The following is a 15,338-nucleotide window of genomic DNA, read 5'->3' on the forward strand; positions in this document are numbered from 1 at the left end:
TCAGCCGGTCGAGGCGGCGTCCCCCGGGTTGTCCTGCTGGTCGGGGGCGGGGCCCTGCTGATCCTGGGGCACACCCTGGGGCGCGCCCTGGGGCCCCGCCGCCGGCTTGGCCCGGGCGATCCACGGCGCCTGGTAGTCGGCGAGCTGGATCTGGCTCGCGTTCCAGCTGCCGTAGCGGGGGTTCACGTCCACCTGGAGGTCCTTGGACGCCTTGACCAGGACGGGCAGCAGATCCTGCTGGGTGCGCGCGCCGATCTTGGCGGCCAGCTTCTGCTCGGTCACCTGCCGCTGGACGTAGGTGTCGATCTGGTCCGGCGCGAGCCCCCCATTGGTGAGGGCCTGTTCGCGCAGCTGGTCCTCGCCGCCGGCCTGCCGGACCATCGCGGCCCGCGCGTCCTGCGTCTCCTTGCGACTGACGCTCACCCCGGCCTGCCCGGCGGCGCGCGCGAGCACCCGGTCGAAGATCATGTTGCTGAGCTTCACCTTGCCGAGCTGACCCGAGTCCTTGATCAGCTGCGCGGACTGCGGGGCCTGCTGCTGCGCCGCCCGTACGTCCTTGACCTCGGCCTGCAACGCGGAGACCTCGATCCGTTCGCCCCCGACGACGGCCGCGGCCCCCGGGTGGGCCGTGCTGCCGCACGCGGTCAGAAGGGGACCCGCGGCGAGCAGGACGACAGAGACGGAGAGCGCGGTACGACGACGGCGGTGCAAAGGGGCCTCCCGGCGGAGCAGATACGTGCGGCGTGGCGACGGACCTTGCTAAGACCTTGCGGTGATCGATGTTAGGCAGTCGGCGGGGCCGGGGCCACTGATTCGCCCAACGATTCGCGACCCCCATCGGTCGCGGGGGTGAAGCCGGATGAAGCCGCGCCGTCCATCACGTGAACTGACGTCCGCACCGGCCGTGTTGGTGGCGGTGGTCCGGCATATTCGAGGCAGCGCACAGCAAAGGACCCCGATGCCGACCCTCGAAGCCGCCCCCGCCCCACCGCAGGCCCAGGACAGGGCGCCGGCCGCCCGCCGCCGCCCCCGCGCCGGGGCCGCCGCCCTGTCCGCACTGATCACCCTGATCTCGGTGTGCGGCGCGGACGCCGTCGCCGGGGTGATCCCGCTGGGCTCCCTCCAGCGCCACACCCGCAGCATCAACGACCTGGGCAACCAGTTCGTCCCCTTCCACGCCCACCTGTGGGACCTGCTGCACGGCCGCGCCGAGGGCGGGCTCCTGCTCAACTGGCAGTCAGGGTACGGCACTTCGTTCCTGCCCGACCTCGGTACGTACCTCAGCAGCCCCTTCGCGCTCCTGGTCGCCCTCTTCCCGCGCGACCGGATCGACCTGGCCGTATACGTGATCACCGTGCTGAAGACGGCGGCCGCGGCCGTCGCGATGACGGTGCTGCTGCTCGCGCTGCGCCCGGGGGTGCGCCACCGCTGGGCGGCCGGGGTGCTCGGCGCCTCGTACGCGCTGTGCGGCTGGTCGGTCCTCGAGGCCACGTACAACCCGATGTGGCTCGACGGCCTGATCGCCTTCCCGCTGCTGTGCCTGGTGGGGCACTGGGCCAGGACCCGGCGGCGCCCGGTGCTCGGCCCGCTGGTCGTGGCGCTCGCCTGGACCGCCAACTTCTACACCGCGTACATGGCCACCATCGGGGCCGGCCTCGTGCTGCTCCTCCTGCTGTACGTGGACCGCGACGCCGACGCGCGCGGGCGGATACGGGCGACCCTCGTGGCGGCGCGGTCGGTCGTGCTCGGCATCGGGCTCTCGGCGCCCGTCCTGTTCACCGTCTACCTCGGCACCAAGCACGCCCACCCGGGCTGGGTGCGGGAGTTCGCGCCGGTGTCCTGGCCCGACTACCTGGCCCGCACCCTGCCCGCCACCTACTCCTTCTCCTCCCCCGCGCTCTTCCTCGGCACCGGCGCCCTGCTTCTGGCCTGCGCGCTCGTCTTCCACCGCGCGGTGCCGCGCCGCGAGCGGTACGCCTGGTCGGGGCTGGCCGCGGCCGTCGCGCTCTCCTTCCAGTGGAAACCCACCCATCTGGCCTGGCACGCCTTCGTCACCCCCAACGGCAGCCCCTACCGCCAGACGTTCATCCTGTGCGGCATCCTCGTGATCGCCGCCTGGGTCTGTCTGTCGTACGGGCTTCCCGGGCGCCGGGCGCTGCTCGGCGGGGGCGGGGTGCTCGCCCTGATCGCTGCGGGCGCGGCCTTCAGCGACCTGATCTCCGCGTGGACCTACCCCCTGCTCGCCCTCGGCGTCGCCGCCGTGGCCGGCGGGCTGCTCCTGGCCCGCCGGGGCCGGCGCGGGCTCACCGTCGCCGCGCTCGTCCTCATCGCCGGGGCGCAGATCGCCCAGGCGGGCGTGGAGCAGGCGTACGGGGACAAGGAGCGGGCCGCCCGCATGGACGGCTACCCCGCCTGGGGCCCCGCCCACACCGAGCGGGCCGCGCTCATCGCGGACGCGTCGGGCGGGCCCGGTGTCCGCACCGACCCCGGGCAGCGGCAGATCACCAACAACGACCCCATGCTGCTCGGCGGGGAGGGCGGGGCGTACTACTCCAGCCTCACCCCCGAGGTCCTGAACCGTACGATGACCGCGCTCGGCGGCGGCTGGACCTCGCGCGGGCGGGCGCTTCAGAGCCTGGACAACCCGGTGACCGACGCGCTCTTCGGCGTGGGGGCGCGGGTGCGGGTCGCGGGCAAGGACGGCGCGCCGAGCCTGGTGCGGGCCGCCGCGACGCCGCCTCTGGTCACGCTCCGGCCGGCCGGGCCGCCCCTGTCGTACGGCACGAACCCCTTCCGCAACCAGGAACTCCTGCTCGGCGCCCGCGTCTACACGACCCGCACCCTCACCCAGGGCTGCCCCGCCGGGACCGGCATCTTCCTGTGGGCGCCCGAGCACTTCGGCACGGCGCGGCTCGGCGGGGGGCCGGTCGTGGAGATGCGCGGCGGCGCGCCGAGCCGGCGGGCCCCGCTCATCCCCTTCGGCACCTCGGCGGGACCGGGGCGCGCCTCGCACGTGACGCTGTCCCCGGCGGACCGCGACGCGGAACTGGGCTGTCTGGACCGGGCGGCGCTGGCCCGCGCGGTGGAGCACCTGCGCGCGTCGGGGGCGACCCGGGTGTCCGTCTCGGACAGCTCGGTACGGGCAGAACTGCCGGGCGGGGCGGGAGGTATGGCGGTGTTCGCCATGCCGCGCATCGCGGGGTGGTCCTGCCGGGTCGACGGCTTGGACGCGGCTCCGGCGGCCGACTACCTCGGGCTCACGGCTGTGCCCGTGCCGCCGGGTACGCACACCGTGGAGTGCGGCTTCCGGCCGCCGGGGTTGCGCTCAGGCGCGGCGGTGGGCGGTCTGTCCGCGCTGGCCCTCCTGGGCGTGGGGTGCCGGCCCCGCCTTGGCCGCCGCGTCGCCCGCCGGCGCGGGGCTCCGCCCCACACCCCGGAGGACCCCACCCCGCCCCTCCCCTAAACCCTCCGGGGGTTGAAGAAAAGCCCCTGGGGCTCCGCCCCGAAGTGGGCCGGCACCGATCCCGCCAGGGGCGCGGGGAACTGCGCGAACTGGGGCTCGGCGTACGCGTGCGTGCCCCTTCGCCGGAGCGCCGCAGGCTATACGCCGCGGACCTCCCGCTGGCGGGCCAGCGCGCGGCGCAGCTCACCGGGGTAGGGGTGCTGCGCCCCGTACACCCGTTCCGCGTCCCACAGGAGCCCCGCCAACTGCTGATGCCCGGCCCCGTGGTCACCCACCGCGAGCAACAGGTCGCCGATCCGGTGCCGCACGGCAAAGGGGCGGGACGGGTCGGACCCGGCGTACAGCGCCTCGAACCCTGGCAGCACCGCCCGGTACTCCGCGAGCGCCCCCGCCGCGTCCCCGAGCTGTTCGAGGCACTGCGCCACGTCGTGGCGGAAGTCGAGGGCCTGCGCGTCGGTGGGACCCGCGTCGGCCGCCCGGTCCGCGGCGAGCCGGCGCAGCTCGGGCAGGGCGCGCCGGTACTGGCCGTCGTCCATCAGCGTCGCCGCGTACTGCTTGCGCAGGATCCGCACCACCGGCGAGCGTTCGCCGTGCTCGGCCGCCGCGGCGGGCAGGATCGAGCCCAGGACGTCGACGGCCTGGGTGATGCGGCCCTCGCCGAGCAGCCGCTTCGCCTCGTCGACGGCGCCGGCCACATCGGGCCGCGGCGCGGCCGCGGGCCGGGGCGGGATCACGAGAGCGGGAGCGGGAGCAGGCCCCGGCGCGGCGGCGCGGTCGGGCCAGGGCGCGTGCGGGCGCAGGAAGGGGCGGGTCGGATCGAGTGGGCCACGAGGGCAGGGGCCGCCCCGCGCCGGCAGCAGCGGCGCGAGCACCTCGTAGACCTCCCGCGCCGAACCCGGCCTGTCCTGCGGGTCCTTGGCGAGCAGGCGGAGCACGAGCCCTTCGAGGGATTCGGGCACCTCGGGGCGCACGCCCCGCACGGCGGCCGGCGGCTCGTACAGGTGGCGGTGCAGGACGCCGAGCGCCGTGGACCCCGCGAACGGCACGTCGCCGCTGAGCATTTCGTGCAGCAGCACCCCCAGCGCGTACAGATCGGTGCCCGGCCCGACGGCACCTCCCATGGCCTGCTCGGGCGCCATGTAGGCGGGCGAGCCGATGGGTGAACCGGTGTGGGTGAGCCGGGTGGTGTCGGAGTCGAGGACGGAGGCGACTCCGAGGTCGAGCACGGTCACGGTGCCGTCCGGCTTCACCATCACGTTGCGCGGCTTGAGGTCGCGGTGGACGATCGGCACCGCGTGCACCGCCGAGAGCACCGCGCACAGCTGGGCCGCGACGGCCACCGCCCACGGCCACGGGTAGGGCGTGTGCTCGGCGAGATGGTCGGCGAGGTCGGCGCCTTCGACGTGCTGCATGACGAGGTACAGGTCGTCGCCGTCGCTGCCCGCGTCGTGCACGGTGACGAGCCCGGGGTGGTCGACCCGCGCGGTCACCCGGCACTCGCGCACGAAGCGGCGCCGCAGCTCCTCCGCCTCCTCGGGCCTTTCCGAGCCGACCCGGTCGGGGCGCAGGAGCTTCACCGCGACCCGGCGGTCGAGGCGCTGGTCGTACGCCGTCCACACCTGGCCCATGCCGCCCTGGCCGAGGAGCGCCGCCAGCTCGTACCGTCCGGCGATCACCCGCCCCACGGTCACCGGGCCTCGCCCCCGGTTTCCTTGCGCAGATACTGCGACAGCTCGTCGAGCTCGGCCCTGACCTGGTCGATCCTGGGCGCGGCCGGGGTACGCGGCTGCGGGGGCGCGGGCGGCACCGGGGCGGCGGGCACGTGCGGGGCGGGCGCGCCGGGCGCGGGGGTGTCGGCGTACGGATGGGCGTAGGGACCGAACCCGGGGGCCGGCGCCGCCGGTATGTGCGGTGGTCCGTATCCGGGGGGCGGGCCGTACGGGTTCGGCGTGAACGGCACGCCGATCGCGTGCCGGATGTCGGCGTACAGGAAGTGGGCAGTGGTGAGGACGGCCAGGGAGAGCAGACCGATCATGCCGATGTCCATGGTGACGCCGTTCTCGTCGTCCGCCGCGACGACGAACGAGAAGAAGACGACGAACACGGTCAGCTGGGCCCAGAACGCCACCCAGTGGGCCCGGCGCCGTGTCACGATCGCGAGCCTCAGCGGCGCCGCCCACGACAGCAGCCCGAAGCTGACGAGCGGCACCAGGGCGAACAGCACACGCAGCACCATCGCCACCGGCCCCGCGGATCGGGGCTGCGGCGGTCCATAGCCGGGGCCGTGCATCGCTGCTCCTGGAACTGGGTCGGGCCGGACGGATTCAGTCGGGCCGATACGAGCGAGCCGACCCCATGTCATGAGCGTATACACCGCCACCGACACCCGCCCCGCCGCTACCCGACCCGGTATCCAACTGTCACCCGGTGTCTGGCCGTCACCCCGAACTGGCCCGCGCCTGCCCGGCGTCCCCTTCTTCCGTGCCCTTCCGTGGGCCCGGGTCGAGGGTGCCGTCCGTCAAGCCGTCGTGCAGGCCGCGCACCAGCTGTTCACCGAGGCGTCCCGCGAGCCGCAGCGCGTCCTCGAACGCGGCGAGCGCGCGGAAGTGTTCGCCGTAGCGCAACTGGTCCGCAAGGGGCAGCCGGGGCAGCCGCAGTCTGCGTACGTCCAGGCGGGAGGCGGTGGTGGCGTGGCTGCTCGCCTGGCGGTGGTTGGCGGTGCCGCGCAGGAAGCCGGCCAGGAACCACGGGTCGAGCGCGCCGGGCTGGGGCCGCAGCAGCTGGAGGTTGCGCCCGAGCGCCGCGCCCGCGTCGGTCTCGGTGGCGACCCGGGCGATCGCGCCGCCGCCCAGCACCGGCACCACGACGTCGCCGGCCCGGATGAGCACCGGCTCCTCCGGTGGCCCTTCGGGCAGGGTGCCCGAGGGCGCGGTGCCGGCCAGGACGTCGTGCTCGGTGAGCACGGCGGGCGAGGCGTCATCGGAGGTGCCCGCGCCGCCCGGGTGCAGCAACAGGGCGCCCGCGCGGGCGAGTTCACCGACGGTGGTCAGTGACCAGCGGGCGCCCGGGGCGGGCGCGGGGGCCGCCGGGGTCAGCCCGGCGGCCGTCCGCAGGGTGGAGTCGAGCCGTTCGCGTACGGCGTCGAGCGCGGCGGCGCCGCCCTCGGCGGCGGGCGGCGGCAGGTGGCGGGCGGGCGCCAAGTCGACGTCGGCGTCGAGGAGTTCGATGACCGGCACCGACCGGCTGACCCCGGGCTGCCCGGTGAGGGTGGCGTCGCGGTCGAACGCGGTCCACGCGTCCAGCACGGCGCGGTGCAGGGCCGGCCAGGGCAGCCGGTCGCGGGCGCCGTCCACCGCCGCGCCCTCGACGCCGGAGGTGTCCACGAGCAGGAGTTCACCGGCGGGGCGGGTGGTGACGCCCGGCTTGCGCAGCACCCACAGGTGCAGCGGGATGCCGTAGGGGGGCGCCGCGCCGGGTGGCAGGGCGACGACCGCGCGCAGCGCGCCGCGCCGCAGCAGATCGGCGCGGATCCGGCGCCCCGAGCGGCGCGACGCGGCGGCCGGCGGCATGAGCAGGACGGCCGTGCCGCCTTCACGCAGCCGGGCCAACGCGTGCTGCACCCAGGCCAGTTCGGACTCGGTGCGGGCGGGCAGGCCGTACTCCCAGCGCGGGTCGTAGGCGAGTTCGTCGTGGCCCCAGGCCCGTTCGTTGAACGGCGGGTGGCAGAGCACGGCGTCGGCGGCGAGCTCGGGGAAGGCGTCCGCGCGCAGGGAGTCGGCGGCGGCGGTGCGGACGGTGGCCGGCCCGGCGAGGGCGAGCCGCAGCCCGGTCAGGGCGGCCAGGTCCGGGTCGGCGTCCTGACCGTGCCGCGCCCCGGCCCCGGGCAGCGCGCGCAGCAGGGTGCCGGTGCCGCAGGCCGGATCGAGGGCGGTGGCGGCGGGACCCGCGAGCGCGGCCATCAGATCGGCGGGGCCCTGCGGGGTGAGCGTGTACTGGCGGGGGTTGGCGTCGAGGTGACGGCCGAGCAGGAACTCGAAGGCGTCCTGCGCTCCCGCGTCCGCCGCGAACTCGGCGACGGCGCGCAACAGGGTTACGGACGCGGCCAGTTCGGCGGCGCCGGGGGTGTTCACCGTGCGGCGGTGAACAGGGCGCCCGCCCGGCCCCGGCTGCCCCTGGCCCTCCCGGCCATCCTGACCGCCCTGGCCCACCCGGCCGTCCTGGCAATCCCAGCAATCCCGGCCGTCCCGGCCGCCCCGTCCGAAGCGTTCGGCCAGGACCGCGTCCAGGACGTCCGGCAGCCGCTCGGCCAGGGCCGCGTCCGCCAGCGGGGACACCTCCCGCCACAGCTCGGGCCGGTGGCGCAGCACCAGCAGGACGCAGCCCGTGTGCACCAGGGCGGTGACGGCGCCCCCGGGGTGGCCGGTGAGCTGCTGCCAGACCCGTTCGCGCAACGGGACTTCGGCGAGCTTGCCCTGATCGCGCAGCCACTGCTCGACTTCGCACAGCGCGAAGGCGGGGCTGGTGTCGGTGCCGCCGACCGGCTGGGGGAAGTCGGCGTGCCGCCGCCGCCAGTTGCTGACCGCCGCGCGGCCCACCCCCGCGAGCCGGGCGATGGTGGCCGCGGTCACCTCCGTTGCGTGCTCCGGCACTTGGCCGCCCCCTTCGTCCTCGGAGCATCGAGACTACCGAACGGATCCAGCAAACCCCGTACACACCGTGAACGGTAACGATCCAATGTTTTGCGTTGACTCGGTTCACAACCCTCTGCTCTGATGTGCGGCGGGCCGCCACACCCGCCAACCCCCGGCCCCGCACCACCACCCCGTACCGCCTTGCCCTCAGGGGGAGTTCGCCACCATGCGCCGCCGCACCGTCCTCGCCACCGCCACCCTGTTCGTCTGCGCCACCACGGCCCTGACGGCCTGTTCGGGATCGGGCTCCGGCTCCGCCACCCCGGCGGCCACCAAAAGCTCGCCGTCGGCCACCGGACCCGCGTCGGCCGGCGCGACCGTGTCGGCCGCCCCGACCGCGGCCGCCTCACAGGCACCGTTGGCCGGCCGCAGCGCGGGGCAGATATTCAACGACGCGGTGGAGCAGGACCTCGCCTCCCCCTCGTTGCGCCTCAAGGCCGACATCAACGACGCCAAGGACGGCCCCACCAAGGCGGACGTGGCCATGGACGCGAAGGGCGACTGCGCCGGTACCGTCCAGCCGAAACAGGGCCCCATCTCCATGATCAAGGCCGGCAAGACCATCTATCTGCGGCCTGCGGGCGCCCGCACGTGGGCGAAGGTGCCCACCTCGTCCGCCGACGGCAAGGGCATGGCTCAGGTATGCGATCTGAAGGGCTATCTCGCCACCCCGGGCAGGGACACCGTCGACACCAAGGCCATGAAGGGCGCCACCACCACCGTGGACGGACAGCCCGCCATCACCCTCACCGACCAAGAGGGCAAAGAACACTTCACCGCCTACGTGGCGACCTCGGGCAAGCCCTACCTCCTGAAGTTGGTCACCGTGGGCGGCGACCAGCCCGGAACTCTCGACTTCTCGGACTTCGGCCGGCCGGTCCACGCCGTCGCCCCGCCGAAGTCCCAGCTCGCCTCGGGCTGACGACAGCCGCCCGGCTCCCGGCCGAAGCCCCGCTCACCCCGCCGGGAGCCGCTGATCGGGGCACCCGTCCAGAACCGACTTCATCGCGGTCTTCTCCGCGTCGGTCAGCCGCACGCCGTACTTCTTCTTGACGGCCACCTGGTCCGCCACATACGTACAGCGGTACGCCTTGTACGGCGGCAGCCAGGTCGCCGCGTCGCCGTCGCTCTTGCGGCGGTTGGCGCTCGCGTCGACGGCGATCAGGTTGAGCGGGTCGTTGGCGAACGCGGCCCGCTTCTGCTTGTCCCACTGCTGCGCGCCCTTCTGCCAGGCGTCCGAGAGTGCGACCACATGATCGATGTCGATCTTGCTGGCGCCGCGCGTGAACGTGATCGACTGCCCGGTGTAGGGGTCGTGGACGAGCGTGCCGGAGGACACGTCGCACTTGTCCTTGAGCTTCACCTCCTTGAGGTCCCGTTTCAGTATGTCCTCGCGGGTCTCGCAGCCGTTGTGGTCGGTGTCGGTCCAGCCCTTGCCGAACTGGTCCCGGCTGTAACCCGTCTTCGGCGCGCGCCCCTTGACGGGGAGCGAGTCGACCGCGCCGAGCGCGGAGCCGGCCGCGCCCCTTGGCCCGGGCGCCGGGCTCTTCTTCGCGCCGTCGCCCCCGCACCCGGTGAGGACGAGCGAGGCCGCGAGCGCCGTCGCGGGCAGGGCCACGCGGGGCAAGTAACGCATGCGGGACGTGCTGGTCACGCGGGGGAACCGGCGGGTTCGGTGAGTACGCATCAAGGCGGGCCGTCCTGACAGCTGGTGGCGGAAGCTCGCAATCCTAGGTACTCCTACCCCCCGGTCCGCCGCCCCATGAGCCCGCGTCGGGGCGCGAAGAAGGACGGGCGCCACCCGCGTGGCGCCGCCCGCCCCGTCTCGGGAGCCGAGGCCCCCGCCTCAGGACCCCAGAACCCCGCCCCGCCTCAGAACCCCGCCCCGCCTCAGGAGCCCAGAATCGTGGTCAGGAACTCGCCCGTCCACGCCAGCAGTTCCCGGCCCACGACCGGCTTGCCGCCGATCTTCCCCGCCGTCGGACGCGGCACCAGGATCTGCCGGGTGGCCGCCTTCATGATCGTACGGGGGTGGAGGCGCTTGAGCCGCAGCTCCTGCGACTCCCTCAACTCCACCGGTGCGAAGCGGATGTTGGCGCCCTGGAGCACGATCTCGCCGACGCCGCAGGCACGGGCCAGCATGCGCAGGCCCGCGACCAGGAGCAGGTTCTCCACCGGTTCGGGCAGTTTGCCGTAGCGGTCGGTCAGCTCCTCGCGGACCGCCTTGATGTCGTCCTCGGAGTTGGCCGACGCGATCGCCCGGTAGGCCTGGAGGCGCAGCCGCTCACCCGGCGCGTAGTCGTGCGGGACGTGCGCGTCGACCGGCAGCTCGATCTTGACCTCCAGCGGCGCCTCCTCCTGCTCCCCGCCCTCCATCTGCGCCCGGTAGTCGGCCACCGCCTCGCCCACCATGCGTACGTACAGGTCGAAGCCGACACCCGCGATGTGCCCGGACTGCTCGCCGCCGAGCAGATTGCCCGCGCCCCGGATCTCCAGGTCCTTCATCGCCACGTACATGCCCGCGCCCATCTCGGTGTGCTGGGCGATGGTGGCGAGGCGTTCGTGCGCGGTCTCGGTCAGCGGCTTCTCCGGCGGATACAGGAAGTAGGCGTAACCGCGGTCGCGGCCCCGGCCCACCCGGCCGCGCAGCTGGTGCAGCTGGGAGAGGCCGAAGTTGTCGCCGCGCTCCACGATGAGGGTGTTGGCGTTGGAGATGTCGATGCCGGACTCGACGATCGTCGTGGAGACCAGCACGTCGAACTTCTTCTCCCAGAAGTCGACCACCACCTGCTCCAGCTGGCTCTCGCCCATCTGCCCGTGCGCGGTCCGGATGCGCGCCTCGGGCACGATCTCGCGCAGCCGCGACGCCGCGCGGTCGATGGACTCGACCCGGTTGTGGATGTAAAAGACCTGGCCCTCGCGCAGCAGCTCGCGCCGGATCGCGGCGCCGATCTGCTTCTCCTCGTACGGCCCCACGAAGGTGAGGACGGGGTGGCGCTCCTCGGGCGGGGTGGTGATCGTCGACATCTCGCGGATGCCGGTGACGGCCATCTCCAGCGTACGGGGAATGGGGGTGGCGGACATGGTCAGGACGTCCACGTTGGCGCGGAGCTTCTTCAGCTGCTCCTTGTGCTCGACGCCGAAGCGCTGCTCCTCGTCCACGATGACCAGGCCGAGGTCCTTGAACTTGGTCTCGGAGGAGAACAGCCGGTGCGTGCCGATGACCAGGTCGACCGAGCCGTCCATGAGCCCTTCGAGCGTCGCCTTGGCCTCGGTGTCGGTCTGGAAGCGGCTCAACGCCCGTACGTTGACCGGGAATTGGGCATAGCGTTCGGTGAACGTGCCGAAGTGCTGCTGCACCAGGAGCGTGGTCGGCACCAGGACCGCGACCTGCTTGCCGTCCTGTACGGCCTTGAACGCGGCGCGCACCGCGATCTCCGTCTTTCCGTAGCCGACGTCGCCACAGATCAGGCGGTCCATCGGGACCGTCTTCTCCATGTCCTCCTTGACCTCGGCGATGGTGGAGAGCTGGTCGGGGGTCTCCGCGTACGGGAAGGCGTCCTCCAGCTCGCGCTGCCAGGGGGTGTCCGCGCCGAAGGCGTGCCCGGGCGCGGCCATGCGCGCGCTGTAGAGCCGGATGAGGTCGGCGGCGATCTCCTTGACGGCCTTCTTGGCGCGCGCCTTGGTCTTGGTCCAGTCGGCGCCGCCGAGCCGGTGCAGCGTCGGGGCCTCGCCGCCGACGTACTTGGTGACCTGTTCCAGCTGGTCGGTGGGGATGTAGAGGCGATCCCCCGGCTGGCCGCGCTTGGCGGGCGCGTACTCCACGAGCAGGTACTCGCGGGTCGCGTTCTGCACCGTGCGCTGCACCATCTCGATGTAGCGGCCCACGCCGTGCTGCTCGTGCACGATGTAGTCGCCCACCTCGAGGGTGAGCGGGTCGATGGTCTTGCGGCGCCTGGCCGGCATCCGGCCCAGGTCCTTGGTCGCGGAACGCTGGCCGGTCAGGTCGGTCTCGGTCAGGACGGCGAGCTTGAGCGCGGGGTCGATGAACCCGAAGTCGATGGCCCCGCACGTCACTTGGACGACCGAGGGCGTCAGCTCGGTCAGGTCCGCGTCCAGGCGGGCCGCGATGCCCTCGCCGCCCAGGACCTCCACGGTGCGCGACGCCGGGCCGTGGCCGGCCGTCACGTACACCGTGCGCCAGCCGTCGGCCAGCCACTGCTTGGTGTCGGCGAGCGCCCGCTGGGTGTCACCCCGGTAGGTCTCGGGGGCGTGCATGCCCAGCTTGAGGGTGCCCTCGTCCAGCTCCGCGTCGTCGGCGGCGAACGGGGAGATGGACCACCACATCATGCCGAGCTCACGGGCCCGCTCCCGTACGTCGGCGATGCCCCACAGGGACGCGGCGTCCACGTCGATGGGCGCCTGGCCCCCGCCGGCGCTGGCCGCCCAGGACGCCTGAAGGAACTCCTGGCTGGTCGCGACCAGGTCGCTCGCGCGGGTACGCACCCGCTCCGGGTCGCACACCACGGCCATCGCGCCCCTGGGCAGCACGTCGATGAGCAGTTCCATCTCGTCGACGAGGACCGGAGCCAGGGACTCCATGCCCTCCACCGCGATCCCCTCGGCGATCTTCCCCAGCAGTTCGCCCAGCTCGGGGTGGCGCTCGGCCAGAGCGGCGGCGCGGGTGCGCACGTCGTCGGTGAGCAGCAGCTCGCGGCACGGCGGCGCCCACAGGCCGTGCTCGGCGACTTCGAGCGAGCGCTGGTCGGCGACCTTGAAGTAGCGGATCTCCTCGACGTCGTCGCCCCAGAACTCCACGCGAAGGGGGTGCTCCTCGGTGGGCGGGAACACGTCGAGGATTCCGCCCCTGACCGCGAACTCCCCTCGTTTCTCGACGAGTTCGACCCGGGCGTACGCGGCGGCCGCAAGGCCCTCGACGATCTCACCCAGGTCGGCGCTCTGCCCGGTGCGCAGGGAGACGGGGACCAGGTCCCCCAGCCCCTTGACCTGCGGCTGGAGTACGGAGCGGATGGGCGCGACGACGACCGAGACCGGGCCGGCCGCCGGGTCGTCCTTGCTCGGGTGGGCCAGGCGGCGCAGCACGGCCAGGCGCCGGCCCACGGTGTCGCTGCGCGGCGACAGGCGTTCGTGCGGCAGCGTCTCCCAGGACGGGTACTCGACGACCTCGTCGGGCGCCAGCATCGCGCGCAGCGCCGCCGCCAGGTCTTCGGCCTCGCGGCCGGTGGCGGTCACGGCGAGCACCGTGCGGCCCGCCTCGCGCGCGAGGGAGGCGACGGCGAAGGGGCGGGCGGCGGGTGGGCCGACCAGGTCGACGTGCGGGCGGTGTCCGTCGGTGGCGGCCTTCACCGCTTCGGCGAGCGCGGGGTCTCGTACAACGGCGTCCAGCAGACCGTGCAGGCTCATGAAGGGCATCCATCCCGGGGAGTGGGCAACGCGAACCGCCCGACACGTCGTACGGGCCGGGGTCCGTCCAGCGTACGACGCCCCGTCCCCCCATGCGCCCCGGCCGCCCCCGGCCCCCCTCCCGAAGGTGTCCGCGCGGTTCCCCGCGCCCCTTGATGGCTTCGGACATCGGGTGCGGGTTCGTGGACGCTTTTCGCGCAGTTCCCCGCGCCCCTTAATGGCTTCGGACATCGGGTGCGGGTTCGTGGACGCTTTTCGCGCAGTTCCCCGCGCCCCTTGATCGCCTTCGACGTCGAGTGCCGGTCGTGGGCGCTTCTCGCGCAGTTCCCCGCGCCTCTGGCGGGGTTGGTGCTGGCCCGCATCGGCATCTTCAGCCTGTCATGGGGCCCCCCGGCTCTTAAGGCCTTGGGGGAGTTTGAGGACGAGCGCCCTTGAGGGGCGATACGGGGTCTGGGGCGGAGCCCCAGGGGCTCGGCTGCGGCCCTTGACCACTCGGCCCTGGTCCGCGTCGGCATGCCTCAGCCCGTCATGGGGGTCCCCCCTGGCCCTTGAGGCCTTGGGGGAGTTTGAGGACGAAGCCGTTCAGGCCGAGCGGGGTCCGGGCGGAGCCCCAGGTGATTTCGCCCCCGGAGGGTTTGGGGAAGGGGTGGGGAGGGGGCCGCCTCGTGGGGGGACCGGCGGCGTGGGGGAAAGTTGGGGTGGGGTGTCAACCGGGAGGGGGGTTCCAGGCGTATACCCCGTGAGACCTATCCAGCCACGGGAGCCGCATTGACCGACGAGGAGTTCGAGGAGTTCTACGCGCACACCGTGAAACCCCTGGTAGGCCAGCTGTACCTGATGACGGGCGACCTCCAGGAGGCCCAGGACGTGGTCCAGGAGGCCTTCGTCAGGGCCTGGTCGCGCCGAGCGGGTCTGGACAAGGACGCCACCCCGGACGCATGGGTGCGCACCACGGCCTGGCACCTGGCGATAAGCCGCTGGCGCCGCGCCCGCAGGGCAACCGAGGCCTGGCGCCGCCACAACCGCGCCCACACCGTCCCCGCCCCCGAACCCGACCCCGGCACCGTCGCCCTCGTACACGCCCTGCGCGCCCTCTCCGAGCGCCAGCGCCGCGCGGCCGTACTGCATTACGTCTGCGATCTGAGCGTGGAACGGATCGCACGGGAGACCGGCGTCTCCGCCGGGACCGTCAAGACCCACCTGTCGCGCGCCCGGGCCGCCCTCGCGCCCCGTCTCCTGGAGGAGGAACACGGTGTCTGACGCCCACCGGGACGAGGAGTCCCTGGCCCGCGCCCTGAAGCGGGCCGCAGACGCGGGCGCCCGGCACACGGTGCCCGCGCCCGCCGCGTGGGTCGCCCGGCGCGGCCTGCGCCGGCGCCGGCGCAACCTCGCCGCGCTCGCCGCCTGCGCGGTGTGCCTGCTCGCGGGCTCCGGCGCCACCCTCGCGGCCCGGCTCCAGGAGAGCGCCCCCGCGCCGCCCGCGAGCACCCCGGCCGGCGTCCCGCCCGTGACCCGTCCCGGCTCCCCCGCGCCCCCCACCGACCAGGGCTCGCCCTCACCGGCCACCGGCCCCCAGGGCTCCGGCTCGGCGTCCTCCGCGCGGGACACGCCCTCCGCGTCCCCCGTGCCGGGCCGAGGGACGCCCTCCGCCACGCCCTCGCAGTCCCCGCCGCCGAGCACCCACCCCGCCCTGCCCCGCCGCACGGACCAGAACGCCTCCGGCTCCGTCACCTCCGCCACCGTCCGCTGACCCAAGGAGC

General features: G+C 73.9%; 10 protein-coding genes. 4 read left to right on the plus strand and 6 right to left on the minus strand.

What is annotated here, in order from left to right; translation table 11 throughout:
* Positions 1 to 711, minus strand: a complete 711-nt coding sequence (locus tag ABR738_RS16855) for a SurA N-terminal domain-containing protein (protein WP_350230796.1) — start codon at positions 709 to 711, stop codon at positions 1 to 3.
* A 247-nt stretch (positions 712 to 958) separates the two neighbouring features.
* Between ABR738_RS16855 and ABR738_RS16860 the strand changes: the two genes are divergently transcribed.
* Positions 959 to 3,463 (plus strand): YfhO family protein, encoded by a 2,505-nt coding sequence (locus ABR738_RS16860; RefSeq protein WP_350230797.1) that lies wholly within the window; start codon positions 959 to 961, stop codon positions 3,461 to 3,463.
* A 137-nt stretch (positions 3,464 to 3,600) separates the two neighbouring features.
* Here the strand turns inward: ABR738_RS16860 and ABR738_RS16865 are convergent, their stop codons facing one another.
* The 3 genes from ABR738_RS16865 to ABR738_RS16875 all read right to left on the minus strand — a co-directional run bounded on the left by ABR738_RS16865 (position 3,601) and on the right by ABR738_RS16875 (position 8,112).
* Complete coding sequence (locus ABR738_RS16865) at positions 3,601 to 5,148, minus strand: serine/threonine-protein kinase (protein WP_350234615.1); 1,548 nt, start codon at positions 5,146 to 5,148, stop codon at positions 3,601 to 3,603.
* A 2-nt stretch (positions 5,149 to 5,150) separates the two neighbouring features.
* On the minus strand, positions 5,151 to 5,753 hold the full coding sequence (locus ABR738_RS16870) for a hypothetical protein (RefSeq protein ID WP_350230798.1): 603 nt from the start codon (positions 5,751 to 5,753) through the stop codon (positions 5,151 to 5,153).
* Positions 5,754 to 5,901: 148 nt separating this feature from the next.
* Positions 5,902 to 8,112, minus strand: coding sequence for an N-6 DNA methylase (locus ABR738_RS16875; protein ID WP_350230799.1), 2,211 nt, complete (start codon positions 8,110 to 8,112; stop codon positions 5,902 to 5,904).
* Positions 8,113 to 8,320: 208 nt separating this feature from the next.
* On the opposite strand from ABR738_RS16875, the gene ABR738_RS16880 reads away from it, so the two are divergent.
* A complete protein-coding gene (locus ABR738_RS16880; RefSeq protein WP_350230800.1) occupies positions 8,321 to 9,076 on the plus strand; it encodes a hypothetical protein in 756 nt (251 codons plus the stop codon).
* 33 nt (positions 9,077 to 9,109) lie between these two features.
* On the opposite strand, the gene ABR738_RS16885 is transcribed toward ABR738_RS16880, so the two are convergent.
* Positions 9,110 to 9,790 carry an HNH endonuclease family protein gene (locus ABR738_RS16885; RefSeq protein ID WP_350230801.1) on the minus strand — a complete coding sequence of 227 codons (681 nt, stop codon included), beginning with the start codon at positions 9,788 to 9,790 and terminating at the stop codon, positions 9,110 to 9,112.
* A 254-nt stretch (positions 9,791 to 10,044) separates the two neighbouring features.
* Entirely contained in the window at positions 10,045 to 13,578 is a 3,534-nt protein-coding gene (gene mfd / locus ABR738_RS16890; RefSeq protein WP_350230802.1) for a transcription-repair coupling factor, read from the minus strand.
* Between the two features lie 768 nt (positions 13,579 to 14,346).
* On the opposite strand from mfd, the gene ABR738_RS16895 reads away from it, so the two are divergent.
* Together ABR738_RS16895 and ABR738_RS16900 are read left to right on the plus strand one after the other, a co-directional pair.
* Positions 14,347 to 14,838 (plus strand): SigE family RNA polymerase sigma factor, encoded by a 492-nt coding sequence (locus ABR738_RS16895; RefSeq protein WP_350230803.1) that lies wholly within the window; start codon positions 14,347 to 14,349, stop codon positions 14,836 to 14,838.
* Positions 14,831 to 15,328 carry a hypothetical protein gene (locus tag ABR738_RS16900; RefSeq protein WP_350230804.1) on the plus strand — a complete coding sequence of 166 codons (498 nt, stop codon included), beginning with the start codon at positions 14,831 to 14,833 and terminating at the stop codon, positions 15,326 to 15,328. Before ABR738_RS16895 ends, ABR738_RS16900 begins: the two co-directional genes overlap by 8 nt.
* The last annotated feature ends 10 nt before the right edge of the window (positions 15,329 to 15,338 follow it).

Origin of the sequence: Streptomyces sp. Edi4, assembly GCF_040253615.1 — a bacterium.
Taxonomy (GTDB): Bacteria; Actinomycetota; Actinomycetes; order Streptomycetales; family Streptomycetaceae; genus Streptomyces.

Bases quoted from the DNA above. Each gene is read 5' to 3' on its own strand.
- ABR738_RS16880 (WP_350230800.1), top strand. From the start codon at position 8,321: ATGCGCCGCCGCACCGTCCTCGCCACCGCCACCCTGTTCGTCTGCGCC.
- ABR738_RS16860 (WP_350230797.1), top strand. From the start codon at position 959: ATGCCGACCCTCGAAGCCGCCCCCGCCCCACCGCAGGCCCAGGACAGG.
- ABR738_RS16870 (WP_350230798.1), bottom strand. From the start codon at position 5,753: ATGCACGGCCCCGGCTATGGACCGCCGCAGCCCCGATCCGCGGGGCCG.
- ABR738_RS16885 (WP_350230801.1), bottom strand. From the start codon at position 9,790: ATGCGTTACTTGCCCCGCGTGGCCCTGCCCGCGACGGCGCTCGCGGCC.
- mfd (WP_350230802.1), bottom strand. From the start codon at position 13,578: ATGAGCCTGCACGGTCTGCTGGACGCCGTTGTACGAGACCCCGCGCTC.